The sequence below is a fragment of the Microbacterium aoyamense genome (genome assembly GCF_023155855.1).
GTDB classification, from domain to species: domain Bacteria; phylum Actinomycetota; class Actinomycetes; order Actinomycetales; family Microbacteriaceae; genus Microbacterium; species Microbacterium aoyamense.
Genome location: NZ_JAKNUT010000006.1, coordinates 36,013 through 60,077 on the forward strand (window position 1 = coordinate 36,013; position 24,065 = coordinate 60,077).

General features: G+C 70.3%; 22 protein-coding genes. 7 read left to right on the plus strand and 15 right to left on the minus strand.

Annotation, left to right across the window (positions count from 1 at the left end):
- Window positions 1-133: 133 nt before the first annotated feature.
- From MA876_RS15060 to MA876_RS15070, 3 genes are read right to left on the minus strand one after another with little or no spacing between them, the layout of a single operon-like run.
- Complete coding sequence (locus tag MA876_RS15060) at window positions 134-802, minus strand: O-methyltransferase (protein WP_248151270.1); 669 nt, start codon at window positions 800-802, stop codon at window positions 134-136.
- Window positions 803-833: 31 nt separating this feature from the next.
- A complete protein-coding gene (locus MA876_RS15065; RefSeq protein ID WP_248151273.1) occupies window positions 834-1,844 on the minus strand; it encodes a DUF1648 domain-containing protein in 1,011 nt (336 codons plus the stop codon).
- Window positions 1,841-2,188 carry a GntR family transcriptional regulator gene (locus MA876_RS15070; protein WP_248151289.1) on the minus strand — a complete coding sequence of 116 codons (348 nt, stop codon included), beginning with the start codon at window positions 2,186-2,188 and terminating at the stop codon, window positions 1,841-1,843. Before MA876_RS15070 ends, MA876_RS15065 begins: the two co-directional genes overlap by 4 nt.
- A gap of 85 nt (window positions 2,189-2,273) precedes the next feature.
- On the opposite strand from MA876_RS15070, the gene MA876_RS15075 reads away from it, so the two are divergent.
- Window positions 2,274-2,744 (plus strand): DUF4442 domain-containing protein, encoded by a 471-nt coding sequence (locus MA876_RS15075; protein ID WP_248151292.1) that lies wholly within the window; start codon window positions 2,274-2,276, stop codon window positions 2,742-2,744.
- Here MA876_RS15075 and MA876_RS15080 read toward each other — a convergent pair.
- The 4 genes from MA876_RS15080 to nhaA are packed head-to-tail and all read right to left on the minus strand — an operon-like array spanning window position 2,725 to window position 6,695.
- Window positions 2,725-3,516: an SGNH/GDSL hydrolase family protein gene (locus MA876_RS15080; protein WP_248151293.1), complete on the minus strand. Its 792-nt coding sequence runs from the start codon at window positions 3,514-3,516 to the stop codon at window positions 2,725-2,727. The genes MA876_RS15075 and MA876_RS15080 overlap by 20 nt on opposite strands.
- A 36-nt stretch (window positions 3,517-3,552) precedes the next feature.
- Entirely contained in the window at window positions 3,553-4,809 is a 1,257-nt protein-coding gene (gene hisS, locus MA876_RS15085) for a histidine--tRNA ligase (protein ID WP_248151856.1), read from the minus strand.
- 39 nt (window positions 4,810-4,848) lie between these two features.
- Window positions 4,849-5,577 (minus strand): nucleoside triphosphate pyrophosphohydrolase, encoded by a 729-nt coding sequence (locus MA876_RS15090; RefSeq protein WP_248151294.1) that lies wholly within the window; start codon window positions 5,575-5,577, stop codon window positions 4,849-4,851.
- The gene (gene nhaA / locus MA876_RS15095) at window positions 5,541-6,695 is read right to left on the minus strand and encodes a Na+/H+ antiporter NhaA (protein ID WP_248151295.1); all 1,155 of its coding nucleotides are present in this window, start codon (window positions 6,693-6,695) and stop codon (window positions 5,541-5,543) included. Before nhaA ends, MA876_RS15090 begins: the two co-directional genes overlap by 37 nt.
- Before the next feature lie 112 nt (window positions 6,696-6,807).
- On the opposite strand from nhaA, the gene MA876_RS15100 reads away from it, so the two are divergent.
- Window positions 6,808-9,471 (plus strand): phosphoenolpyruvate carboxylase, encoded by a 2,664-nt coding sequence (locus MA876_RS15100; protein ID WP_248151296.1) that lies wholly within the window; start codon window positions 6,808-6,810, stop codon window positions 9,469-9,471.
- A gap of 333 nt (window positions 9,472-9,804) precedes the next feature.
- On the opposite strand, the gene MA876_RS15105 is transcribed toward MA876_RS15100, so the two are convergent.
- On the minus strand, window positions 9,805-10,404 hold the full coding sequence (locus tag MA876_RS15105; RefSeq protein WP_248151297.1) for a gamma carbonic anhydrase family protein: 600 nt from the start codon (window positions 10,402-10,404) through the stop codon (window positions 9,805-9,807).
- A gap of 121 nt (window positions 10,405-10,525) precedes the next feature.
- Here MA876_RS15105 and MA876_RS15110 point away from each other — a divergent pair, with 121 nt between their 5' ends.
- Complete coding sequence (locus tag MA876_RS15110) at window positions 10,526-10,693, plus strand: hypothetical protein (protein ID WP_248151298.1); 168 nt, start codon at window positions 10,526-10,528, stop codon at window positions 10,691-10,693.
- A gap of 54 nt (window positions 10,694-10,747) precedes the next feature.
- On the opposite strand, the gene mfd is transcribed toward MA876_RS15110, so the two are convergent.
- Window positions 10,748-14,350 carry a transcription-repair coupling factor gene (gene mfd, locus MA876_RS15115; RefSeq protein WP_248151301.1) on the minus strand — a complete coding sequence of 1,201 codons (3,603 nt, stop codon included), beginning with the start codon at window positions 14,348-14,350 and terminating at the stop codon, window positions 10,748-10,750.
- 82 nt (window positions 14,351-14,432) lie between these two features.
- Between mfd and MA876_RS15120 the strand changes: the two genes are divergently transcribed.
- Window positions 14,433-15,179, plus strand: coding sequence for a hypothetical protein (locus MA876_RS15120; protein ID WP_248151303.1), 747 nt, complete (start codon window positions 14,433-14,435; stop codon window positions 15,177-15,179).
- 3 nt (window positions 15,180-15,182) lie between these two features.
- Here the strand turns inward: MA876_RS15120 and pth are convergent, their stop codons facing one another.
- Together pth and MA876_RS15130 are read right to left on the minus strand one after the other, a co-directional pair.
- Window positions 15,183-15,767 carry an aminoacyl-tRNA hydrolase gene (gene pth, locus MA876_RS15125; protein WP_248151306.1) on the minus strand — a complete coding sequence of 195 codons (585 nt, stop codon included), beginning with the start codon at window positions 15,765-15,767 and terminating at the stop codon, window positions 15,183-15,185.
- Window positions 15,768-15,872: 105 nt separating this feature from the next.
- On the minus strand, window positions 15,873-16,517 hold the full coding sequence (locus MA876_RS15130; RefSeq protein ID WP_248151309.1) for a 50S ribosomal protein L25/general stress protein Ctc: 645 nt from the start codon (window positions 16,515-16,517) through the stop codon (window positions 15,873-15,875).
- A 213-nt stretch (window positions 16,518-16,730) separates the two neighbouring features.
- Between MA876_RS15130 and MA876_RS19120 the strand changes: the two genes are divergently transcribed.
- Both MA876_RS19120 and gnd read left to right on the plus strand, forming a co-directional pair.
- Complete coding sequence (locus MA876_RS19120; protein ID WP_275563252.1) at window positions 16,731-16,859, plus strand: hypothetical protein; 129 nt, start codon at window positions 16,731-16,733, stop codon at window positions 16,857-16,859.
- Window positions 16,860-16,952: 93 nt separating this feature from the next.
- Entirely contained in the window at window positions 16,953-18,401 is a 1,449-nt protein-coding gene (gene gnd, locus MA876_RS15135) for an NADP-dependent phosphogluconate dehydrogenase (protein ID WP_308221666.1), read from the plus strand.
- A gap of 10 nt (window positions 18,402-18,411) precedes the next feature.
- Here gnd and MA876_RS15140 read toward each other — a convergent pair whose 3' ends face one another.
- Complete coding sequence (locus tag MA876_RS15140; RefSeq protein ID WP_248151310.1) at window positions 18,412-19,731, minus strand: FAD-binding oxidoreductase; 1,320 nt, start codon at window positions 19,729-19,731, stop codon at window positions 18,412-18,414.
- A 33-nt stretch (window positions 19,732-19,764) separates the two neighbouring features.
- On the minus strand, window positions 19,765-20,778 hold the full coding sequence (locus tag MA876_RS15145) for a magnesium and cobalt transport protein CorA (RefSeq protein WP_248151311.1): 1,014 nt from the start codon (window positions 20,776-20,778) through the stop codon (window positions 19,765-19,767).
- Between the two features lie 57 nt (window positions 20,779-20,835).
- On the opposite strand from MA876_RS15145, the gene MA876_RS15150 reads away from it, so the two are divergent.
- Window positions 20,836-21,825, plus strand: coding sequence for an NAD-dependent epimerase/dehydratase family protein (locus MA876_RS15150; protein ID WP_248151313.1), 990 nt, complete (start codon window positions 20,836-20,838; stop codon window positions 21,823-21,825).
- A gap of 5 nt (window positions 21,826-21,830) precedes the next feature.
- Here the strand turns inward: MA876_RS15150 and MA876_RS15155 are convergent, their stop codons facing one another.
- Together MA876_RS15155 and MA876_RS15160 are read right to left on the minus strand one after the other, a co-directional pair.
- Window positions 21,831-22,553, minus strand: a complete 723-nt coding sequence (locus MA876_RS15155) for an ABC transporter ATP-binding protein (RefSeq protein ID WP_248151315.1) — start codon at window positions 22,551-22,553, stop codon at window positions 21,831-21,833.
- 40 nt (window positions 22,554-22,593) lie between these two features.
- Window positions 22,594-24,051, minus strand: a complete 1,458-nt coding sequence (locus MA876_RS15160) for an ABC transporter permease (RefSeq protein WP_248151317.1) — start codon at window positions 24,049-24,051, stop codon at window positions 22,594-22,596.
- Window positions 24,052-24,065: the final 14 nt, after the last annotated feature.

Sequence of the window (24,065 nt, forward strand, 5' to 3'; positions counted from 1 at the left end):
TCGGCCCTAGGCATCCAGTCTTTCCCTTCTCCCTCGCCTCGGCCAAGGAAGGTTGCCGAGCGGAGGAGCGATGAGCGGGATCCGGCCCTCGGCTGGGCATTCACCCTTGGCCGAGCAGAGGGTTCCTGCGGTGTCAGACCACGAGCGCGATCGCGACGCCGTCCCAGCCCTTGCGGTCCAGGGTCTGCAGCGCGGTCGCGTCGAACCGCGGATCCCGCGCGAGCAGTTCGAGCCCGCGCTGAGTGCCGATGACCTGCGGATTCTCGGTCGCGGGGTTGGCGACCTCTCCCCCGCGGCCGATGTTGTCGACGACGACGACCGTGCCGGGACGGCCCAGCCGCGCGGCCCAGTCGAGGTAGATCGTGTTGGACTCCTTGTCGGCGTCGATGAAGACGAGGTCGAACGGCTCGCCGCCCTCGAGGCCCGGCAGCACATCGGCGGCCCGGCCGATGAGGATCTCGACCTTCTCTCCCACACCCGCGCGGTCGAGGTTCGCCCGCGCGACGCCCGCGTTGACCGGCTCCGCCTCGACCGTCACGATGCGTCCGTCGTCCGGGATGCCGCGGGCCATCCAGATCGTCGAGTACGCGCCCAAGGTGCCGATCTCGAGCACCCGTCGCGCGCCCGAGATGCGGGCCAGCAGGTTCAGCAGCTTGCCGTTCACGGGTGCGACCTCGATCGCGGGCAGTCCCGCGGTCTCCTGAGCGGCGACAGCGGCTTCGAGGGCGTCGTCATGGCCGACGAGCGTTTCCGTGAGGTAGTCGTCGAGGCGTCGCCAGGCGTCGGGGGTGGGCTCGGTCATGAAGTCAGCCAACAAGCCGAGGGATGCCGCGTCAAGCGCGAGCGCGCGCCGCGAGCGCCGTCAGCAGCGCGGCACCGGTCTCGGCGTCGTCGACCGTCACGACGAAGGTCTTCCCGCTGCGCCGGACCACCTGGATCGCCTGACCCGAGTGCAGCACGATGCCGAACCGCCCGTCGACACCGAGGCGGATGCCCCAGCCGCCGAACTCCGCCATCGGGTTGACGTGCACGACCGACACCGATGAGATGTCGTCGAGCGCAACACGGAAGCGCGGAATGCCGACCGGCGAGACGACCCGCAACCCGGACGAGTCGACACGCACGCGGAAGACGCACGTCGTCACGGCGAGCACCGCGAAGAGGAGTGCGATGAGCGCCATGACCCACCAGATGTCGATGCCGATCAGCGCGAACGCGACGGCCAGCCCCGCGACGAGCACGGTGGAGCCGACGATCGCGAACACGCCGCCGCGGGCCATGGTCGTCGTGCGCAGCCACACGACACGCTCGCCGGGCTCGAGTGTGATCGCGGGCACCGAGTCGCCCGCGGCGCTGCCGCCGCTCACCGTGAGCTTCGGCTGCGCGAACCAACCCGCGACGCCCGCGGCGACTCCGAGTCCGGCCCCGACTGCGAGCGCGGGGACGATCGATGGAGCGTCGTGCGTGTCGGCGAGCCCCCGCTGCGCTGCGAACGTCCAGGTGATGAGCGTCGTGAGGAAGGCCGTCGTGGCGAGGCTGATCGTCGCGAGGAACCGGTACGTCGGCCCCCATTCGCCCTCGCGGTTGCCTGCGAGACCCAGAAGGCTGAGCAGGAGCGGGAGCCCGTAGCCCACGGCCGCGAAGAGCGCCGGTGTCGTCCGGGCGGCGGCGAATCCGTCGGCCTCACCGCGCGCGTTCCAGTGGATCGCGATCGTCTCGGGCATGCCTGGCAGCCAGACGAGCATGAGCACGAGCGCTCCTGTGACGACCACGAGCGGGATCCACAGTCCCACCAGCAGGTAGGCGCGCTTCGCGCGGCGGACGTCGGCCGGGATATCGGTCATCGGTGCTCCTTGATGAGGGATGCGAGGGTTTCGGGGTTGAGGCCCAGCGCGCGAGCGCGCTCGACGAGCGCGGTGACGTCGCCGTGCAGGGCGGCGAGCGGGGCCGCGGCATCCGTCACGACGGCCCCACGCCCCCGGCGCATGTCGACGAGGCCTTCGTCGCGGAGCTCCTGATACGCACGAAGGACCGTGTGCAGGTTCACGTCGAGGCCGGTGGCGACGTCGCGGGCTGAGGGCAGGCGATCCCCTGCGCTCAGGACTCCCGCCGCGATGTCCGCGCGGATCGAGCCCGCGAGCTGATCGAACAGCGGCGTGTCTCGGGTCGGGTCGACGCGGATGAGCATGCACTTATTCTATGGCAACTAGAATAGTTGTACCAGCCGGACAATCGATTCCGGCACGATTCGCGCGCTGGGGCACCATGGCTGGATGCGCATGACTCCCCGCCGCCTCGCGATCGGAATGAGCCTGTGGGCCCCGAACCTGTGGAGCGGGATCCGCATCCGCCGGTTCGCCGATGACTGGACGAGCGCCACGGTCGAACTGCACGTCAACCTCATCACGCGCAACTACGTCAAGACGGCGTTCGGCGGGTCGATGTCGGCGATGACGGATCCCTACTTCTTCATGCTCGTGATGCATCAGCTCGGTCGCGACTACGTCGTCTGGGACACCCGCGGAGAGATCGAGTTCCTCAAGCCCGGTCGCGGGGTCCTCACTGCGCACTTCGTCGTGACACCCGAGAAGGCGCAGGAGCTCCGCGAACGCGCGAAGGGCGGCGCGAAGGTGCTCGAGTGGTTCGAGACCGAGATCACGGATGCCGCGGGCGACGTCGTCGCGCGCGTGCGCCGCGAGGTCTACGTCAGAGAGAAGAAGCGCGTCACGGAGTCCGCTCGCTGAGAGCGGCGAGTACGGCCGGAAGGAGCGCCTCGGCGGTCCGCCGGTAGCCGAGGGCGCTCGGGTGGAAGCGGTCGAGGCTGAACATCTCGTCGGGCTGGGAGATGAAGATGTGCCCGACCGCCGTGCGCAGCGACACCGCCTGGGCGCCCGCAGCCTCGGCCGCAGCGGCCTGGGCCGCCGCGAGCACGCGTGACTGCCTCGACCCGAGCGACCGGAGCGGTTGCGGAACGGGGCGGAGCGCTCCGAGATCGGGGCACGTGCCCACCACGACGCTCGCTCCGCGCTGTCGCAGGCGACCGACCGCGTCGCTCAGGTGGCGCGCGGACTCCGCCACAGGGACGCGATGCGTCACGTCGTTGCCGCCGACGACGATGATCGCGATGTCGGGTCGGTAGCCGGCGGGCAGGTCGTCGAGCTGCTGCGCGAGCGCGGACGACTCCGCGCCCACGATCGCGGCCGTCCGGAGCCGGACGGGGCGGTGCAGCCTCTTCGCGAGGCCTTTCGCGATCCGTCCGCCCAGGGTGTCCTTGCGGTGTTCGGCCCCCAAGCCCGCGGCGATCGAGTCCCCCAGGAGCAGAAGGTCGATGGGTTCGCCGTCGCGTCTGCGCTGCCAGACCCGATCGGCGTCGAGGGCGTCCTCACCGAGCGGCTTGCCGATGCGCCGACGCGCGATCGCCGCTTGGCGGGCGAGGGTGGCGCGAGCCGCAACCGTGACGGCGGCGAATCCGACCAGAGCGCCCGCGGCGATGGCGACCGTTCGTGCGTGTGCCATGCCGCGATTGCACACCGCCCAGGTGAACGGCGGGTGTCAGCCGAGCGGCTTGATCTCGATGTCGTCGCGCGCCACGCCCGCCGAAACCGTCGCGAAGGCGGTGTAGCCGTCGGCCTCTGCTCGTTCGAGCAGCGCTTTGAGGTTCTTCGTGCGGTGCTCGAGCCGCACGCGTGAACCTTCCGCGACGAGCGCCGCCTTGAGCGCGAGCAGTTCGCGCGTCGGCATGTCGCGGTCGTGGACGAGGACGACGGCCGACGCTGCGGCATCCACTCCCGCCTCGAGCAGGTCGACGATGCGCTCGAAGCCGATCGAGAAGCCGACCGCGGGCACGTCCTGCCCGAGGAAACGGCCGATCATGCCGTCGTAGCGACCGCCGCCGCCGAGGGAGTACGACACTGACGGGTGGGCGAGCTCGAAGATCGTGCCGGTGTAGTAGCCCATGCCCCGCACGAGGAACGGGTCGAAGACGAGCGGGATGTCGTCGGCATCGCGCGCCGCCGCCACGGCCTCGCCGATGCCGACGAGGTGGGCGACGATCTCGTCAGGCGCGCCCTCGGGCAGGGCCTTGCGGATCTGACGCTCACCGAAGGGGTTGTACTCCCTCGTCTGCGGGCGGAACAGGAACGCACGGAAGGCTTCAACGGCCTCTGGCGAAGCGCCGCGGCCGGCGAGCTCGTCGACGATCCCCTGCGGTCCGAGCTTGTCGAGCTTGTCGATCGTGATGAGCACCCCGGGGCGCTCGTCCTCGGTGAATCCGAAGGATGCCAGCATCCAGTCCAGCACTCGACGGTCGTTGATGCGGATGCTGCCGCCCTCGAGCCCGAGCGCGTCGAGCGTGTCGAGGGTGGCCGTCGCGAGCTCGGCCTCGGCGCGGGCGGACGCGTCGCCGACGATGTCGATGTCGCACTGCACGAACTGGCGGTAGCGCCCCTTCTGCGGCCGTTCGGCGCGCCACACGGGCGCGATCTGGACCGAGCGGAAGACGCCGGGCAGCTCGCCGCGGTGGCTCGCGTAGAACCGCGCAAGCGGCACGGTGAGGTCGTAACGCAGGCCGAGGTCGGTGAGTGCGGCCGGATCGTCGGCGGCTGCCCGGATCGCGTCGGGCTCGAGACCGCGCTTGAGCACGTTGAACGCGAGCTTCTCGTTGTCGCCGCCGATGCCCGCGTGCAGCCGGGCGTACTCCTCCATGACGGGCGTCTCGATCTCGTCGAAGCCGTGCGCGCGGTAGCGCTCGCGGATGACGGCGAGCACGCGCTCGCGCCGGGCCTTCTCGGCGGGGAGGAAGTCGCGCATGCCGCGCGGCGGGTTCACGGATGCCACGGAACCAGTCTCTCAGGTCGCTTCGGGCGTCTGCTCCCGGCCGCGGATCTCGCCCTCGAGCACGCGGAGCCGCTCGCGCAGCGCGCGCTCGGCATCCCAACCGCTCGCACGGGCTGCGACCACGAGCGCGAGCAGTGCGTCGCCGAGCTCGGCCTCGGACGCGGGCGGGTCGTCGCGAACCCGAGCATCCTCGTCGAGCCGCACCTCGACGAGCTCGGGTTCGACAGGATCACCCGGGTTCGGCAGTCCGACGATCGCCGCCTTGCCCAGGAGCTTCTGCGCGAGCGCGAGCGACGGCATGTGGCGCGAAACGCCGTCCAGCACGCTCGTCCGGGCGTGCTTCTCGGCCGCCTTCGCGGCGTTCCAGTGCACGAGGACCTCTTCCGGGGTCGTCGCGACGGCGTCTGCGAAGACGTGGGGATGCCGCCGCACCATCTTCTCGGTGAGTCCGCGCGCGACGTCGTCGATGTCGAACGGGTCCTCAGCGTCCCGCGACGCGATCTCGGCATGGAAGAGCACTTGCCACAGCAGATCGCCGAGCTCTTCGCGCAGTTCGTCACGCGAGCCGTCCTCGACGGCGTCGATGAGCTCGGCGCTCTCCTCGACGAGGTACGGAACGAGCGCGCGGTGGTCGATCTGCTGCGTCCACACGCAGCGGTCGCGCACGGCTCTCATGGTGTCGGCCGCGTCGCGCAAGGGGTCGGTCACGACGTCGCGGCCGCGATCCTCCGGTGATGCCATGCCCGCCACGATACGAGGATTCCGGCCAGCACGAGTGAGATCACGGAACCCGTGAGCACCCCGAGGATCGCCTCGTCGCGCAGGAGGGGCTCACCCGAGAACGCGAGCTCGGACAGCAGGAGCGACACCGTGAACCCGATCCCCCCGAGTGCGCCGGCCGCGAGAAGGTCGCCGAACCGCAGTGCCGGCGCCGTCGTGCGGTCGTGTCCGATTCGCAGCGACAACCAGCCGAACAGCGAGATGCCGATGATCTTGCCGACGGGGAGCGCGACGACGATGCCCCAGAAGGCGGGCTGCAGCTGCGACGGTGAGACCGATGGGATGACGACGAGCGCCGCCGAGAACGCGAAGAGCGGCAGGATCACGCCGTTGACCCACGGTTCGAGGGCGTGGCGGGTGCGCAGCGCGGGCTGCTGGGCCATCGCGAGCCCGAGCGCGACGCCGGCGATCGTCGCGTGCACGCCGGACTTGTAGACGAGTGCCCACGTGACGACGGCGACCACGATCAGCGCGATCATGATCGGGACGCGGCCCCGGCCGTCGAGCTGACGACTCAGGATGCCGAACGCGACCACTCCCACGGCGGCGAGCGCCAGCATCCCGATGTCGACACCGTTCGTGAAGAGGACGGCGATGAAGACGATGCCGACGATGTCGTCGAGGATCGCGAGGGCGAGCAGGAAGATGCGCAGCGCGGACGGCAGACCCTTGCCGAACACGGCGAGCACGCCGAGCGCGAAGGCGATATCCGTCGCGGTCGGAATCGGCCAGCCGTTCGCGCTGTCGGTGCCCCACGAGAAGGCGAGGAAGATCGCGATCGGCACGACGACGCCTCCGGCCGCCGCGATCGCGGGCTGCATCGCCTTGCGTGCGGAGTTGAGCTCCCCCGCGGTCAGCTCGAACTGCAGCTCGACCGCGACGACGAAGAAGAAGACGGCGAGCAGGCCGTCCTTGATCCAGTGCTCGATCGAGAGCTCGAAGAATCCCGGGATGCCGAGGTAGACGTGCATCGCGTCGTCGACGACCGTGCCGGCCGCCGTATTGGCGACGACGAGGCCGAGCGCGGCGGCGGCGAGCAGCACGATCGCGGGGAAACGGTCAGAACGGAGCAGCGTCATACGGTGCCTTCCAGGAGGGTCGACGGGAATCGTGCCGACCAGACTTCCCGGCGCTCCGTCACACAGTGTACGACGTGACGAAACCGAAACACGGCGGCGTTAGCGTTGAGGGATGCGCGAACTCACCCGGACCGAAGCGATCGACCTCGTCGGCAGGTACGAAGCCGAGCAGGAGATCCCCGAGCAGATGCGCTCGGATGTGCGCATGCTCGGCGCGCTGTTGGGCAGAGTTCTGCGCGAGAGCGGCTCGCCCGGCCTGTTCGAGGATGTCGAGAGCCTGCGGGTCGCGACGATCCAGGCCTACACCGACGAGTCCGACGAAGCGTTCGCGCGCGCCGCGGCGATCGCCGACTCCTTCACGATCTCGCGCGCCGACGAAGTGGCCCGCGCGTTCACGGCGTACTTCCACCTCGTCAACCTCGCCGAGGAGCACCAGCGCGTCCGCATCCTGCGCGAGCGGGACGGGCGCCCCGACAAGGAGGAGGCCGGCGACTCGATCGCCGCCGCGTTCGTGCACCTCGCGACCGAGGTGGGCGACGACACGGCGCTCGCGCGCCTGCAGGCGCTGCGCTTCCACCCCGTCTTCACCGCCCACCCGACCGAAGCGCGGCGGCGGGCCGTGTCATCCAGCATCCGTCGCCTCGCGTCCCTGCTCGAAGAGCACGACGCGTCGCTGCGCAACGGCGCCGACCAGCGTCGCGCCGAACGCCGCATGCTCGAGGAGATCGACACGCTCTGGCGCACGGCGCCGCTGCGCCCCGAGAAGCCCGCGCCGACCGACGAAGTGCGCGCCGTCATGGCGATCTTCGACGAGACCCTCTACACCGCGGTGCCGCACGTCTACCGACGTGTGGACGACGCCCTGCAGGGTCCGGCGGCGGGCGGCCGGGCACCGGTCGTGCGCCCGTTCGTCCGGATCGGATCGTGGGTCGGCGGCGACCGCGACGGCAATCCGTTCGTCACGGCCTCCGTCACCCGCAAGGCGGCCGGTATCGCGAGCGAGCACGTGCTGCTCGGCCTCGAGCGCACGGCGGCACGCATCGGGCGGACGTTGACGCTGGATGCCTCGACCACTCCCCCGTCGCCAGCACTCACCGCCCTGTGGCAGAGACTGAAGGACGCCGACGAGGACGCGGCCACCGAGATCGCGAAGCGGTCGCCCAACGAGCCGCACCGTCGCATCCTGCTCCTCGTCGCCCGCAAGATCGCCGCGACCCGCACACGCGACGCCGACCTCGCCTACCGCGACCCCGAGCACCTGATCGCCGACCTCCGCATCGTGCAGGACTCCCTCGTCGCGGCGCGCGCACCACGACAGGCCTACGGTCACCTGCAGCAGCTGCTCTGGCAGGTCGAGACGTTCGGGTTCCATCTCGCAGAGCTCGAGGTGCGTCAGCACTCCGCCGTGCACGCGAAGGTGCTCGCGGAGCTGGACGCCGACGAGCCGCGCAGCGAACTCGCGGAAGAAGTGCTCGAGGTCTTCCGCACGATCGTCTTCCTGCAGGAGCGCTACGGTCCCCGCGCCGCCGGCCGCTACATCGTCTCGTTCACGCAGTCCGCCGACGACCTTGCGAACGTGCACCGCCTCGCGCGCTATGCCGTGGGCCCCGACGGCACGCCGCCCGTTCTCGACGTCATCCCGCTGTTCGAGACCTTCGCCGACCTGCAGGCGGGTCCGGCGATCATGGCCGAGATCGTCCAGCACCCGCTGTTCGCGGCACGCCTGGATGCCACGGACCGTCGCCTCGAGGTCATGCTCGGCTACTCCGACTCCTCGAAGGACGTCGGGCCGGTCGCGGCGAACCTCGCGCTCTACGAAGCGCAGGCGCAGATCTCGGCGTGGGCGCGCGAGAGCGGGATCGAGCTGACGCTCTTCCACGGCCGCGGCGGAGCCCTCGGGCGCGGTGGAGGCCCCGCCAACTCGGCGATCCTCGCGCAGCCGCCGCACTCCGTCGACGGGCGCTTCAAGCTGACCGAGCAGGGCGAGGTCATCTTCGCCCGCTACGGAGACCCCGCGATCGCGATGCGCCACATCGATCAGGTGGCCGCCGCCGTGCTGCTCGCGTCCGCCCCCTCGATCGAGCGACGCAACAGCGAGGCTGCGGAGCGCTACGCGGACGTCGCGGCGGCGATGGATGCGGCATCCCGCGCCCGCTTCTTCGACCTCGTCAAGGCGCCCGGCTTCGCGCCCTGGTTCGCCCAGGTGACGCCCATGGAAGAGCTCGGGCTGCTCGCGCTCGGCTCGCGGCCCGCGCGGCGCGGGCTTTCGGTCGAGTCACTCGAAGATCTGCGGGCGATCCCGTGGGTCTTCGCCTGGACGCAGGCGCGCATCAACCTCGCGGGCTGGTTCGGTCTGGGCACGGCGCTGGACGCGGTGGGCGACGAAGAACGCCTGCTCGCCGCGTACGCCGAGTGGCCGCTCTTCCGCACCCTGATCGACAACGTCGCGATGAGCCTCGCGAAGGCCGATGACCGCATCGCACGGCATTACCTGTCGCTCGGCGATCGCGATGACCTCGCGGAACTCGTGCGCGACGAGATGACGCTCACGCGCTCGTGGGTCGTGCGCCTCACGGGCGGAACGGAGCTACTCGGCAACAAGCCCGTGCTCCAGCGGGCGGTCAAGATGCGAAGCCCCTACGTCGATGCGCTGTCGCTCCTGCAGCTGCGCGCCCTGCGCGGCCTGCGGTCGTCCGAGACGGTGGATCCGGAGCTCCAGCGCCTGCTGCTGCTGTCGGTCTCGGGCGTCGCGGCGGGCCTCCAGAACACCGGCTGACCCCCGGCATCCACCCCGCGCTGGTCGACTGATCGCTGGGTCGTCGCATTCCGCGGTCGCTCGCGTCGTTGCCGACAGAGTGCGCCAACCCGACGCGGCTCCGGTTCGTTGGGTTGGCGCACATCGCGGCGTCGCGCGCCGACGGCGACAGGATGCGCCAACCCGAGACGGACGCGGGTTCGCTGCGATCGCCCCGGCCACTCCCGACAGAACGCGCCAACGCGACCTGGGGGCCGAGTCGGTGAGTTGGCGAATACCGCGGCGTCGCGCGCCAACGGCGACGGAATGCGCCAACCCAAGACGACCCCACCCGCGGCGCGGCCGGCGCGAGGCTCAGTCGAGGCGACGGTCGTGCTCGTGGCGGGCGAGACTGCGCCCGTACCGCTCCGTGAGCTGCACCATGAGGTCGGGCGTCTCATGATCGAGGCCGAAGACGTAGCCGGGGAAGTCGAGTTCGCGCTGAGCGGCCCAGATCTCCTCGTGGCGGTCGGGTGGCAGGAGCTGCACGGGGTCGCCGACGGCGATCCAGCCGATCGGCACGGTCGACTCGGGCGGCAGCGTCGTGCGCAGGTGGACGACGGCGTTGATCCGCACTTCCGAACGCTCGCCGATGCGCGCGCCGTTGAAGATGCGCGTCCCCGTCGCGAGGAACACCTCCTCCTCGATGACGGCGCCCGAGATACTCGCCATGGGCCCCACGAGCACGTGATCCCCGATGTGCACGGGATTGGTCGCCGTCGCCCGGATGAGCGCGTTCTCCATCACGATGACGTTCTCGCCCAGCGTGATCGCGCCGCCCTCGGCCGTGATGACGGCGCCGTGCAGGATCTGGCAGTCGGGACCGATCTCGACGTCGCCGCTGATGACGGCCGTGGGCGCGACGACCGCCGTCGGATGGATGCGGGGCTCCGCCCCGAGATGCTCGAACCGCACTGCTCGCCCTCTCTGCCGATGACGCCAGCGTAGCGCCGCGGGTCCTGCGCACACAGGGCGTATGCCGCGCCGCTCGCGCGTCGCACACGGGGCTGCCCGCCGACGGGGTTACCGTGGCGGCATGGCACGGATCATCGTCGCCGAAGTCTGTCCCGACTGCGGGTCGCTCGATGTGCGAGCGACAGAGCGGTGGTTCCAGGTCGCGCTCGATCGCCGCGGCGAGATCGACGAGGGCTGGGTCGACACGCTCGAGTTCGCCTGTCGGGACTGCCTCGCCGTCTGGAGCTGACGACTCAGAGCACGCCGAGGGCCCGTCGCGGGTCCTCGGCGAGGTCGCGGGTGCTCAGGCCACCGCATCCTTCTCGGGCCAGAGCTGGTCGATGAGCTGACCGACCCACGCGATGAGATCGGCATCCCCCACGGCCTCGCCACCCGCCGACGGCAGCGGCACGACGAGCGCTTCACCGCTCGCGACGAGCTTCGCCTTGGGGTGCAGCCGGCGCAGGCGCACCTGCATCGAATCCGGCAGGTTCGCGGGCGCGAGCCGCAGGTTCGGGCCCATCGCGACGACGTCGGCCAGTCCCGCACGTGCGGCGCGACGCCGCAGGCGAGCGACCGCGAGCAGGCCGTCGACCTCAGCGGGCGGGTCGCCGTATCGGTCGGTGAGCTCCTCGATGACGAGGTCGAGTGCGTCGTCCTTGGCCGAGATGGATGCCGCGGCCGACAGCTTCTGATAGGCCTCGAGCCGTAGGCGCTCGCTGTCGATGTACGACTCGGGGATGCGCGCCTGCACGGGCAGCTCGAGCCGCAGCTCGGTCGGCCCTTCGACCTCGTCGCCGCGGAAGGCCGACACGGCCTCGCCGATCATACGCAGGTAGAGGTCGAAGCCGACCCCCGCGATGTGACCGGCCTGCTCAGCGCCGAGGAGATTGCCCGCCCCGCGGATCTCGAGGTCCTTCAGCGCGACCTGCATGCCCGAGCCGAGGTCGTTGTTGACGGCGATCGTCTCGAGCCGATCGGCCGCCGTCTCGGACAGCGGCTTCATATCGTCGTACAGGAAGTAGGCGTACGCGCGCTCGCGCGCCCGGCCGACGCGCCCGCGCAGCTGATGCAGCTGAGACAGTCCGTACTTGTCGGCGCGGTCGATGATGATCGTGTTCGCATTCGAGATGTCGAGGCCCGTCTCGACGATCGTCGTGCACACGAGCACGTCGAACCGGCGCTCCCAGAACGCGTCGACGACCTCTTCGAGCGCGTGCTCGCCCATCTGCCCGTGCGCGACCGCGATGCGCGCCTCGGGAACGAGCTCCTGCAGCTCGGCCGCGACGCGCTGGATCGACTGCACACGGTTGTGCACGTAGAACACCTGGCCCTCGCGGAGCAGCTCACGACGGATCGCAGCGCCGATCTGCTTGTCGTTCTTGGGGCCGACGAACGAGAGGATCGGATGCCGGTCTTCCGGCGGCGTCTGCAGGGTCGACATCTCGCGGATGCCGGTGACCGCCATCTCGAGCGTGCGCGGGATCGGTGTCGCGCTCATGGCGAGGATGTCGACGTTCGTCTTGAGCTTCTTGAGGGCGTCCTTGTGCTCGACGCCGAACCGCTGCTCCTCGTCGATGATCATGAGCCCGAGGTCCTTGAAGATGACCTTTTCGGTGAGGATGCGGTGCGTGCCGATCACCATGTCGAGCGTGCCGTCGGTGAGCCCCGCGAGCACGTCGCGGGCCTGCTTGTCGGTCTGGAAGCGCGACAGCGCCTTGACCTTGACGGGGAACCCCGCGAAGCGCTCCGTGAACGTCTCGAGGTGCTGTTTGACGAGAAGCGTCGTCGGCACGAGCATCGCGACCTGCTTGCCGTCCTGAATCGCCTTGAAGGCGGCGCGCACGGCGACCTCGGTCTTGCCGAAGCCGACATCGCCCGACAGCAGGCGGTCCATCGGGATCGGCTTCTGCATGTCGGCTTTGATCTCGTCGATCGTCTGCAGCTGATCGGGCGTCTCGGCGAACGGGAACGCCTCTTCGAGCTCGCGCTGCCACGGGGTGTCCGGGCCGAACGCGTACCCCTTGGCCGCCATGCGCGCCGAGTAGAGCTTGACGAGCTCGACGGCGATGTCGCGGACCGCCTTGCGGGCCTTGCCCTTGGCCTGCGCCCAGTCGCTGCCGCCCATCTTCGACAGGGTCGGAACCTCGCCTCCGACGTAGCGCGACAGCAGATCGAGCTGGTCGGTGGGCACGAAGAGCTTGTCGCCCGGGTAGCCCCGTTTGGACGGCGCGTACTCGAGCACGAGGTACTCGCGCGTCGTCTTGACGGGGTTGCGCCCGCCGCTCGAGACCTCGCGCTGCGTCAGCTCGACGAAGCGGCCGATGCCGTGCGTCGCGTGCACGACGACATCCCCCGCCTTCAGCTGGATCGGGTCGACCACGTTCTTGCGCCGCGACGCGAGCTTCTTGACGACGCGCTGGTCTCCGCCGATCGTGCGGCCGTAGAACTCGGTCTCGGTGAGCACCGCGAGCTTGGCATCCGGAGCCTCGAAACCGCGCTCCAGCGTCGAGACGACGACGTGGGCAACCCCGGGCTCGGGTGCCGCGAGCAGATCGTCGACCTTGCGCGCCGCGATCCCCCGATCGGCGAGCACATCGCGTGCCCGCTCGACGAGTCCGATTCCGGATGCCGCGACGACGACCCGCCAGCCGTCGGCGAGCAGGGCGCCGACGTGAGCGATCGCGCCGTCGACGTTCCCCTGGAACGACGGCACCGCAGAACCTGGAACGCGCACGAGCGCGGCCTGCTGGAGGGCGACGTCGATGTCATCGTCGATGAGCCCCTCGGCCGCTGCATCCGCCGCGCCCGAATCGAACGCGCTGAGCGTCCACCACACGTCGCCGCGCGCGTGCGCGTCTTCGCGCAGCCGCGGCAGCGTCACGAAATCGCCCGCCCCGAGGTCGATGGGCGTCTCGGCGCCGGCCGTCGCGGCGCTCCAGGCGGCGCCGAGGAACTCGCGGTTCGTCTCGCCGAGGGTCATCGCGCGGGTCACGGATCGCTCCGGGTCGACGAGGGCGATGGCGGATGCCGCGGGCAGATAGTCGACGAGCGTCACGAGCTCGCCCGCCACCGCCGGCATGAGCGACTCCATCCCCTCGACGGGGATGCCTTCGCTCATCTTCTCGAGCATTCCGCGCAGGCCCGGGAACTCGTCCTTGAGCTGCAGCGCGCGGGAGCGCACGGAGTCGGTCAGCAGCAGTTCGCGGCTCGCGATGAGCTCGACGGATGGCACATCGCCGGGCAGTGAGCGCTGGTCCGCGACCGAGAAGGCCCGGATCTGGTCGACCTCGTCGCCGAAGAACTCGATCCGGTACGGATGTGGCGCGGTGGGCGGGAACACGTCCAGGATGCCGCCGCGCACCGCGAACTCGCCGCGGCGCGACACCATGTCGACCCGGTGATAGGCGAGCTCGACGAGCCGGAGGGATACGGCACCGAGATCATGGCCGCGGCCGCCCATCGCGAGCTCGATCGGTGCGATGTCGGTCAGGCCCGCTGCGAGGGGCTGGATGGCCCCGCGGACGGAGGCGGTGACGACGAGCGGGGTCTCGCTCGTCCACCGCGCGATGCGACCCAGCACCTCGAGGCGCCGCCCGACGATCTCGGCGGACGGGCTCAGCCGCTCGTGCGGCAGGGTCTCCCACGCCGGGAAGTGCAGCACTTCGGCCCCGGGCAGGACGGAGCCGATCGCCGGACCGATCGCTTCGGCGCGACGCCCCGTCGGAGTCACGACGAGCAGCACTCCCGGCTTGCCGCCGCTCCGGCGACGCTCGAGGAGTGCCGCGAGAGTCGGGGCGGCGAGCCCCTCGACGAGCGAGAAGTCGGCGTCGACGGATGCCGCGGCCCCGGCATCCTGGAAGGACTCCGCCTGCTCGAGGGCGCGCACGATCCCGGGAACTGTCACCGCAGAAGTCTACGGCGGAGGACGGACACGCAGGGTGCGATGCACGCGTGGGCGCTGTCGCGGCCCCTCCTAGGATGAAGCCGTGAGCGATCCCGCCGTGCCGCCCGTGCCTCCTCTGCCGCCCGTCCCCGCGCGCCCCGCCGCCCCCGTCCCGACGCATCCGACGCCTTCTGCCGGCGCGGGTCCGCAGGCGCAGCCCGGCGACACCGGCCCGCAGGCCGCACCCGCTCCCCCGCAGACGCCCCTGCCGCCCCAGGGTTACGCGCCGCCCCAGGGTTACGCACCCCCTCAGGGCTACGCACCGCCCCAGGGCTATGCGCCACCCCAGGGCTACGTTCCGCCGTCGGGGTACGCACCGCCGTCGGGGTACGCCGCGCCGTACACCTACCCCGGTGGGGCCGCGCGCCCTGCCGATCGCCCCGCGGCGCCGATCGCCGAGCGGGGATCCTCGGCTCTCGGTCTCGTCGCACTGCTCGTCGCGGTCGCCGCCGCCGTCGTGACGCCGATCATGGCATCCATCGCCGGCTTCAACATCGGGATCGGCGCCGGCCGCGAGATCGCCCTGCGACCGTTGGATGCCGACTTCGATTGGTCAGTGCTCGCCCCCGTGCGCGATCAGGTGCTGCTCGGCGAGGTCGCGTTCTGGATCGGCACGGCGCTCGGCATCTGGGCGCTCGTGCAGGGGATCATCGCGATCGTCAAGAACCGCGGGCGCGTGCAGGGCATCGTCGCGGTCATCATCGCGGTCCTCGGCCCGATCGTCTTCGCGATCGCCGTGCAGGTGAGCCTCGGACTCGGCTTCGCCGCGGGGTCGTCGATCGGCGGCTGACGCTCAGGCGCGCGGAGCGTGATGCTTCTGCTGCGCCGCGAGTAGGCCCTCGCCGATGAGCTGCTCGACCGCGTCGGCGGCGTCGTCGATGAGGATCGGGAGGTTCTTGCGCTCGGCCGCACCGAAGGGGTCGAGCACCCAGTCGGCCGCGTCCTGGCGCCCGGCGGGCCGCCCGATGCCGACACGTACGCGCGGGAAGTCCGGCGTCGCCAGAGCTTTCGCGACATCCCGGACGCCGTTGTGGCCGCCGTGCCCGCCGCCGGTCTTCAGCTTGATCGTGTCGAAGGGGATGTCGAGCTCGTCGTGCACGACGACGACGTGGTCGGGGTCGACACCGTAGAACTTCGCGAGCCCCGCGACCGGACCGCCCGAGACGTTCATGAACGAGTTCGGCTTCGCGAGCACGATCTTCGCGTCCCCCGGCCGCAGCCAGGTCTCGACGACGCGGGCGTTCGTCTTGTGCGCTTTGAAGGTCTCGCCTCGGCGCGCGGCGAGCTCGTCGACGACCATCTGACCGATGTTGTGCCGGGTGGCCTCATACCGAGGACCGGGGTTGCCGAGTCCGACGACGAGCCACGTTTCAGCCATGCATCCATCCTCCCAGAGCAGCACTCCCGCAGACGACGGATGCCGCGCCGCCGCCGGTGATCGGCTGACGACGCGGCATCCGCGCGGTGATTGCAGAGTGCGACGTTACTCGGAAGCCTCTTCGGCGGCCTCGGCCGACTCCTCGGACTGCTCGGCGGCGACCTCGGCGTCAGCCTCGGCGATCTCGTCCTCGGCGGCGAGCGTCGCAGCCGGGACCGAGATGGCGACGATGAGCAGCTCGGCGTCGGCCACGAGCGCCGCGCCCTTCGGGAGCTTCAGGTCACCGGCGGTGATGTGCGTGCCCTCTTCGAGCCCCTCGACGTCGATCTCGATGTTCTCGGGGATGTGGGTCGCCTCGACCTCGAGCGCGACGGTGGCGTTGTCGAGGTTCGCGATCGTGCCCGCGAACGGCTCGCCCACGACGACGATCGGGACGTCGACCTGGATCTTCTCGCCCTTCTTCACGACGAGGAGGTCGATGTGCTCGATGATCTGGTGCACGGGGTCCTTCTGGACGTCCTTGACCAGCGTGAGCTGCTCCGTGCCGTTGACGTCGAGCTCGAGCACGACGTTCGCCTTGCGGATCAGCAGGGCGACCTGGTGGCCCGGGAGGGCGACGTGGACGGGGTCGGTGCCGTGGCCGTAGATGACGGCGGGGATCTGGCCGGTGGCGCGCAGACGGCGGGCGAAGCCCTTGCCGAAGTTCTCGCGCAGCTCGGCGTGGACCTTGGTGTCGGTCTCAGTCGACATGGTGTTCTCCTTGCAGGTTGTGAGGTCTGGTCTCGACTCGAACGCGCACGCGTGAGGAAAGCCGTGAAGCCTGCAACACCGCGTCGATCACGGATGCTCCGAGTCAGCCGATGCGGCGATTCGGGCGATCCCTCGCCGAAGTTCAGCATCAAGTCTACCAGCGGCCCCGCTACGATGAGGAACGCACCGTGCACGCGCCCTCCGGAGGACCACATGACGATCGACAGCCAGCTCGCATCGAACCTGCTTCTGGGCGTCATCGGACTCATGTCGCTCGTCGGGTTCGTCGCCGTCATCGGCGCGTTCTGGTCGATGGGCCGCTCGGGCTACCGCAACGACTGAGCGCCGTCGCACTGTGACGCGCCGCCCGCCGTCACGCGTCGCGAACCTCTAGGCTGGGGGCATCCCCCGCACACAGCGTCTTGAGGAGTGCACGTGACCGAGCAGGCAGCGAACATCGGAGTCGTGGGACTGGCGGTGATGGGGTCGAACCTGGCCCGCAATCTCGCTTCCCGTGAGGGCAACACGGTGGCCGTGTTCAACCGCACGCATGCCAAGACCGAGGAGCTCGTCGCGGAGCATCCCGAAGCGGGATTCGTCTCGACCGCGTCGTACGAGGAGTTCGCCGCGGCGCTTCAGAAGCCGCGCACCGCGATCATCATGGTCAAGGCCGGCGGTCCGACGGATGCCGTGATCGATGCGCTGGTCGAGGTGTTCGAGCCGGGCGACATCATCGTCGACGGCGGCAACTCGCTGTTCACCGACACGATCCGCCGTGAGAAGGCCGTCCGCGAGACGGGCATCAACTACGTCGGCATGGGTGTCTCGGGCGGTGAGGAGGGCGCCCTCCTGGGCCCGTCGCTCATGCCCGGCGGGTCGGACGAGTCGTGGATCACGCTCGGCCCGATCCTCCGCTCGATCGCCGCGATCGCCGAGGGCGAGCCGTGCGTCACGCACGTCGGCCACGACGGTGCGGGCCACTTCGTGAAGATGGTGCACAACGGCATCGAGTACGCCGACATGCAGCTCATCGCCGAGGCGTACGACCTGATCCGCCGCGGCACGGGCAAAAGCCCCGCCGAGATCGCCGAGGTCTTCGCTGAGTGGAACAAGGGCGAGCTCGAGTCGTACCTGATCGAGATCACCGCCGAAGTGCTGCGCCAGGTGGATGCCGCGACCGGCCAGCCCCTCGTCGACGTCATCCTCGACCAGGCCGGCGCGAAAGGCACCGGCGCCTGGACGGTGCAGACCGCGCTCTCGCTCGGCACCCCCGTCTCGGGGATCGCCGAAGCGACCTTCGCCCGCTCGCTCTCGTCGCACCCCGAGCAGCGCGAGATCTCGCGCGACCTGCCCGGCCCGACCGAGGGCTTCACCGCTCAGGATCCCGACGCGTTCATCGAGCAGGTGCGCCTCGCGCTCTATGCGTCGAAGATCGTCGCCTACTCGCAGGGCTTCGACGAGATCCGCGCGGGCGCCGCCGAATACGACTGGAACATCGACCTCGGCAAGATCGCCGCGATCTGGCGCGGCGGCTGCATCATCCGCGCCCGGTTCCTCAACCGCATCACCGACGCCTACTCCGAGACCCCCGACCTGCCCGTGCTGCTCACCGCGCCGTTCTTCGTCGACGTGTTCACCCGCGCGCAGGACGCGTGGCGTGAGATCGTCGCCACCTCGGCCAAGGTCGGCATCCCGGCCCCCGCGTTCTCGTCATCGCTCGCCTATTACGACGGGCTGCGCGCGGAGCGCCTGCCCGCCGCCCTCATCCAAGGGCAGCGCGACTTCTTCGGCGCCCACACCTACAAGCGCATCGACAAGCCCGGCACCTTCCACACCCTCTGGTCGGGCGACCGCACCGAGATCGAAGCCGAAGACACCCACTGACCGCGTCCGGCTACGGCCGGACGTTGTGGTTCCTCGAGAACACGTTCGCCGGGTCCCACGCGCGCTTGATCCCGGTCAGGCGCGCGAGGGTCGCGGGCGGGTACATCCGCGGCACCCAGACAGGGTCGGTCGACGTCGTGAAGTTGCCGTAGACACCGACTCCCAGGGATTCGATCGCGTCCCACTGCGCCACCGCCGCGGCACGTTCGTCGCCTGTGAGCATGCCCGGGATGTCGAAGGCACCTGCCATCGCGAACCACGTCGCATCTCGCGCGGCGAAGGCCGTGGCATCCGGAGCCACATCGCCGTAGGCGCCACCGAGCGACCGCAGGAACAGGACCGAGGCGGGATGCGCTTCGCGGAACGCGACGAGTCGATCGATCGCATCGTCGCTCAGGTCGGCGACGAGCGCGTTGCCGCCGACGAAGCCCGGCATGGGCTGGTCAGGGTCGAACTCGGGCGCCTCGAGAAGGATGTCGGGGTACTCGCGCACGCCGAACTCCACCTCGGTGACGCCCTCGACGGACAGGATCGGCAGCAGCGCGGCGCGCGCGGCGATCTCGTCGGGACCGATCCAGCACGCCGTGACCGTCGCCCCCTCGGGCGCGCTCGGATCCATCGGCGGGACGTCCATGAACGTGACCGTGAGGTCTCGCGGCGCGTCGGCGAGGGCATCGCGCATCGCCTGCAGCACGGGACGGGAATCCCCCGAGACGCCGAACGTCGCGAAGACGACGGAGGGCAGGGCGTGGGCCCGGAAGTCGAAGCGCGTGACGACGCCGACATTTCCGCCGCCGCCGCGGAGCGCCCACAGGAGATCGGGATGCGAGGCATCCGTCACCTCGATGACCTCACCCGCGGCGGTCACGAGCTGCGCGCCCTCGAGCTGATCGGCGGCGAGACCCCACGCGCGCACCATCCACCCGATGCCGCCGCCGAGCGTCAGCCCGCCGACCCCGACCGACGCGGTGTCGCCCGAGCTGATGCCCAGGCCGTGCTCGGCGAGCGCATGCGCGACGACGCCCCACGTCGCGCCGCCGCCGACGCTCACTCGGGCGCTGTCGACCGAGACAGCGTCGAGCGGGGTGAGATCGATCGTGAGCCCGCCCGGCACGCTCCCCCACGCACTGTGGCCGCCGCCGCGCACCATCACCGGTGTGCCGGTCGCCGACGCCCAGCGCACGGCCGTCTGCACATCGTCGACGGATCGGGCGCGGATGACCGCGTCGGGCTCGCCGATGCCCGAGTGGAACAGTCTTGCGGAATCCCAATCGGCATCGCCGGGCGCGATCGTGTCGGGCACCGCGGAACGGAGGTCTTCGAGGGTCATGCGCGACACGTTAGCGCGCGGCGCCGACGTCCGTCAGAGCCAGTCCTTGCGCTTGAACACGAGATAGAGGGTCACGCTCGTGGCCACCATGAGCCCCAGGGCGATGTAGTAGCCGCCGGGCCAGTGCAGCTCGGGCATGTTGTCGAAGTTCATGCCGTAGATCGTGCCCACGAGCGTCGGGGCGAAGAGGATCGCCGCCCACGACGAGATCTTCTTGACCTGGTCGTTCTGCTGCAGACCGAACTCCGTCATCCGTCGCATCTCTTCGTTGCTCTGCTGGTCGACGAGGCTCGCGTGCACCGTCAGCGCGTTGTCGAGCGTGTGGCGGAAGCCGTGGACCTTGTCGATCACGTGACGCGCATGGTCGTCGAGGTCGTGGAAGGCGGGGGCGGATGCCGCGTGGGTCGACGCGCGGACGATGTCCTGCAGGCGATCGAGCATCTCGCGCAGCGGGTCGGTCGCGTGCTGCAGGTCGATGACTTCGCGCTGCAGGCTGAAGATGCGCCGCGACACCTTCGGCTTGTCGGAGAAGATCTCCTCCTCGATCTCGTCGATGTCGTTCTCGACGCCGTCCAACACGGGTGCGTACCCGCCGATGACGGCCGAGATGAGCGCCCACACGATGCCGAACGTGCCCTTGTGCAGGATCTCGGGATGCTCCTCGAGCTCGACTCTGACGCGCCCGGTGTCGATGAGGTCGTCGTTCTGGACGGTGACGACGAAGTCCGCCCCGACGAAGAGGTCGACCTCGGAGCACTCGAGGCGCTCGGTCTCGTCGATGTAGCGCGCGGGCTGCAGGACGAGGAAGACCATGTCGCCGAACTGCTCGAGCTTCGAGCGTTGGTGTCCGCGCAGCGCATCGCGCACCGCGAGCGGCGAGAGGCCGAGGGGCTGGATGAGCGCCTCGAGCTCGGCCGGGTCGGGCGACCGCAGGCCGATCCACACGATCCCGTTGCGCGCGCGGGCGTCGGTGATCGCGTCTGCGGGCGCCGCGCCGTGTGCGACGCGCTCCCCCTCGACGTACACGGCGGTGTCGATGACGGACATGCCGTTCGGCCTACGGTCGCGCCGTATCGCCTGCGGCAGCGCCCTATGGTGAAGGTCATGACGAGCATCCTCTACATCGGCGGCACGGGAATCATCAGCGCCGCGAGCGTCCGCCGCTCGCTCGAACGCGGTCACGAGGTGACGGTCCTGAACCGCGGCACGGAGCGCCGGCCCGTGCCCGACGGCGTGCGCGTACTCGTCGCCGACGTCCGGGACCCCGCCGCGGTGCGCGAAGCGGTGAGAGGTTCGGAGTTCGATGTCGTCGCGGACTTCCTGTCGTTCGTGCCCGAACACGTCCAGAACATGCTCGGCGTGTTCGAGGGCAGCACAGGCCAGTACCTCTTCGTGAGCTCGGCGTCCGCCTACGAGAAGCCGCCGTCGGGCCTCCCGGTCACCGAGCGGACGCCGCTCGTGAACCCGTTCTGGCAGTACTCGCGCGACAAGATCGCGTGCGAAGACCTGCTCTTCGCAGCGCACGCGGCACGAGGACTGCCGGTCACCGTCATCCGTCCGTCGCACACGTACGATCGCCAGGCCATCCCCACGATCGGGCACTGGACCGACATCGCCCGCATGCGGGCCGGAAAGCCCGTCATCGTGCACGGCGACGGCACGACGCAGTGGACGATCACGCATGCCGACGATGTCGCGGTGGCCGTGACGGGCCTCGTCGGCAATCCCGCCGCGATCGGCGAGGCCTTCACGGTCACCGGGGATCACGCGCCGACCTGGAACCAGATCTACGGATGGCTGGCGGGTGCCGCGGGCGTCGCCGAACCGGATCTCGTGCACGTCACGAGCGACGCGATCGCCGCCTTCCGTCCCGAGCTCGGCCCGACGCTGTTGGGCGACAAGGCGCATTCGATGGTCTTCGACAACAGCAAGGTCCGTGCGCTCGTCCCGGAGTTCGCGACGACCGTGACCTTCGACGAAGGCGCACGCGGCATCCTCGAGCACTACGACGGCCATCCGGACGCGCAGATCGTCGACGGGGAGATCGACGCCGCGTTCGACCGGATGGCCGCCTACGCCCGTTCTGCGGGCTGAACCGCTCAGCGCGTGATGTCGCGCACCGTGCCCTTGTCGAGGCGCAGTCGCCGTGTCGCTCGGCGCGCGACCGCCGAATCGTGCGTCACGACGATGAGGGTCAGCCCTTCGGCATTCAGGCCCTGCAGGAGCGCCAGGATCTCGTCGCGCATGCTCTCGTCGAGGTTGCCCGTCGGCTCGTCGGCCAGCAGGACGCGCGGGCGCTTGACGATCGCGCGGGCGATCGCGACGCGCTGCTGCTGACCCCCCGACAGCTCGCCGGGCTTGTGGTCGGTGCGATCGGCGAGTCCGACGTGGGCGAGCGCTTCGGCGACGCGCTCGCCCCGCTCGGTCTTCGAAAGGCCGAGGGGCTCCAGCGCCATGTCCACGTTCTCGGCCGCCGTCAGGGTCGGGATGAGATTGAACCCCTGGAAGACGAAGCCGATCTCACGGGCGCGGATGCGGCCGAGCTCTGCGTTCGACGCCGTCGCGACGTCGATCTCGCCGAGGTGGACGGCGCCCGCGCTGGGGCGGTCGAGCGCGCCGAGGAGCTGCAGGAGCGTCGATTTGCCGCCGCCCGTCGGCCCCTGGATCGTGACGAACTCGCCGGCCGCGATCTCGAGGTCGACGCCCGCGAGCGCCTTCACGACGCGGCCCTTCTGCTGATACGTGCGCGTGACGCCCTCGAGGCGATAGAGGGGCGCGAGGGGCGCCTCGACCTCCGGGGTCTGCGTCTCGGTCATGGACATGGTGTCTCCTTCACGGGTGTTCTGAATGGTCATGGATGCCTCAGCCGACCGATCGGAGGGCCTCGGCCGGGCTGAGCCGCGCGGCGCGCCACCCTCCGAACGCGCCGGCGATGAGGCCTGCGGCGACGGCGAGTCCGACGGCGGCGAGGACGACCCACAGGGTGAACGGGGCGTTCAGGACGACGTCGGCGGACGCCTGCGCGCCGTTGCCGAGGAAGCCGGGCCCGCCACCCTGGGTCATGCCGCCGGGGCCGCCCTGCATCGTCTCGGCCGAGGGAGCGGTCGAAATCGTCGGCGAGACGAGGTTGATCGCCCAGATGCCGGCGAGTCCGATCACGAGCCCGACAGCACCGCCGAGGAGGCCCTGCACGAGACATTCGCCCGCGACCTGGCCGACGACGCGACCGTTCGACCAGCCGATCGCCTTGAGGGTGCCGAACTCCCGCGTGCGGCGCGAGACGCCCGAGATCGTGAACAGCACGGCGAGCAGCACCGCGACTGCGAGCACGATGATCGAGAGCCAGGTGCCGAGGCTCGTGATGAGCGACGAAGCGCTCGAGAGCGAGCCCGAGACCGTCGATGCGAGGTCCGACTGCGAGCTGACCGTGGCATCCGGAACCTCGTCCTGGATCGCCGCCTGCACGGTCGCGATGCCGGCGGCGGAGGCCGCCTGCACGTAGACGGTCGACAGCACGTCGCCGGCACCCGAGAGCTCCTGCGCGACGTCGAGCGGGATGTAGACGTTCGACGCGGTGTCGGCCTCACTCGAGGTCGACGACACGATGCCGACGATCTCGAACTCGGTGCCGCCGAGCTCGATTGCGTCGCCGACGGCGAGCTCGGCCGTCGTGGCGTAGGTGGCATCGAGCACGGCGACGGAGGCGCCGTCGTCCGAGGACGCGAGGGCACGACCGTCGTCGACCGACACGGCCGACAGCGGGCCGACCGCGTCGTCCGCGGGATCGATCCCGAGCACCGTGACCGAGTCGACGCCGAATGAGCCGCCGCCGAATCCGCCCTGCTCGCCGCCCTGCGGCGGCGCCTGCTGGGTCTGATCGGTGCCCTCGTCCTGTCGCTGCGGCAGCTCGCCCGAGAACGTCATGTTGGTGAGGCTGAGGGCGCCGGATGCCGCAGCCACCCCGTCGACGCCGGTCACGGTGTCGAGCACCGAGGCGTCGAGGGTCGCGCGCATGGGCTCGGTCATGAGGCGCGATTGGTTGAGCTCGGTCGAGCCGTCCTCGCCCGTCGTCCCGGCGTCCTCGCCGAAGTCGAAGCGCTGGCCGCCGCCCTCGCCGGGCTCGGCCTGCGCGCCCGTGACCGTCAGGTCGGTCCCGACGCCGTAGACCGACGCGAGGGCTTGGGCCTGGGCATCCCGCACCCCCGCCGCCAACGAGTTCACGATGATCACCAGCGCGATCGCGATCGCGAGGCCCGCGGCCACGATGATCGTCTGCTTCTTGCGGCCGGCGAGTTCGCGCCGGAGATACGTGCCGTACATGGGGCTCCTTCCGG

Bases quoted from the DNA above. Each gene is read 5' to 3' on its own strand.
- MA876_RS15155 (WP_248151315.1), bottom strand. From the start codon at position 22,553: ATGTCCATGACCGAGACGCAGACCCCGGAGGTCGAGGCGCCCCTCGCG.
- MA876_RS15070 (WP_248151289.1), bottom strand. From the start codon at position 2,188: ATGCTCATCCGCGTCGACCCGACCCGAGACACGCCGCTGTTCGATCAG.
- pth (WP_248151306.1), bottom strand. From the start codon at position 15,767: ATGGCTGAAACGTGGCTCGTCGTCGGACTCGGCAACCCCGGTCCTCGG.
- MA876_RS15060 (WP_248151270.1), bottom strand. From the start codon at position 802: ATGACCGAGCCCACCCCCGACGCCTGGCGACGCCTCGACGACTACCTC.
- MA876_RS15130 (WP_248151309.1), bottom strand. From the start codon at position 16,517: ATGTCGACTGAGACCGACACCAAGGTCCACGCCGAGCTGCGCGAGAAC.
- MA876_RS15090 (WP_248151294.1), bottom strand. From the start codon at position 5,577: ATGGCATCACCGGAGGATCGCGGCCGCGACGTCGTGACCGACCCCTTG.
- MA876_RS15160 (WP_248151317.1), bottom strand. From the start codon at position 24,051: ATGTACGGCACGTATCTCCGGCGCGAACTCGCCGGCCGCAAGAAGCAG.
- MA876_RS19120 (WP_275563252.1), top strand. From the start codon at position 16,731: ATGACGATCGACAGCCAGCTCGCATCGAACCTGCTTCTGGGCGTCATC.
- hisS (WP_248151856.1), bottom strand. From the start codon at position 4,809: ATGCGCGACTTCCTCCCCGCCGAGAAGGCCCGGCGCGAGCGCGTGCTC.
- MA876_RS15065 (WP_248151273.1), bottom strand. From the start codon at position 1,844: ATGACCGATATCCCGGCCGACGTCCGCCGCGCGAAGCGCGCCTACCTG.
- MA876_RS15140 (WP_248151310.1), bottom strand. From the start codon at position 19,731: ATGACCCTCGAAGACCTCCGTTCCGCGGTGCCCGACACGATCGCGCCC.
- MA876_RS15075 (WP_248151292.1), top strand. From the start codon at position 2,274: ATGCGCATGACTCCCCGCCGCCTCGCGATCGGAATGAGCCTGTGGGCC.
- MA876_RS15110 (WP_248151298.1), top strand. From the start codon at position 10,526: ATGGCACGGATCATCGTCGCCGAAGTCTGTCCCGACTGCGGGTCGCTC.
- MA876_RS15150 (WP_248151313.1), top strand. From the start codon at position 20,836: ATGACGAGCATCCTCTACATCGGCGGCACGGGAATCATCAGCGCCGCG.
- MA876_RS15145 (WP_248151311.1), bottom strand. From the start codon at position 20,778: ATGTCCGTCATCGACACCGCCGTGTACGTCGAGGGGGAGCGCGTCGCA.
- MA876_RS15100 (WP_248151296.1), top strand. From the start codon at position 6,808: ATGCGCGAACTCACCCGGACCGAAGCGATCGACCTCGTCGGCAGGTAC.
- nhaA (WP_248151295.1), bottom strand. From the start codon at position 6,695: ATGACGCTGCTCCGTTCTGACCGTTTCCCCGCGATCGTGCTGCTCGCC.
- MA876_RS15080 (WP_248151293.1), bottom strand. From the start codon at position 3,516: ATGGCACACGCACGAACGGTCGCCATCGCCGCGGGCGCTCTGGTCGGA.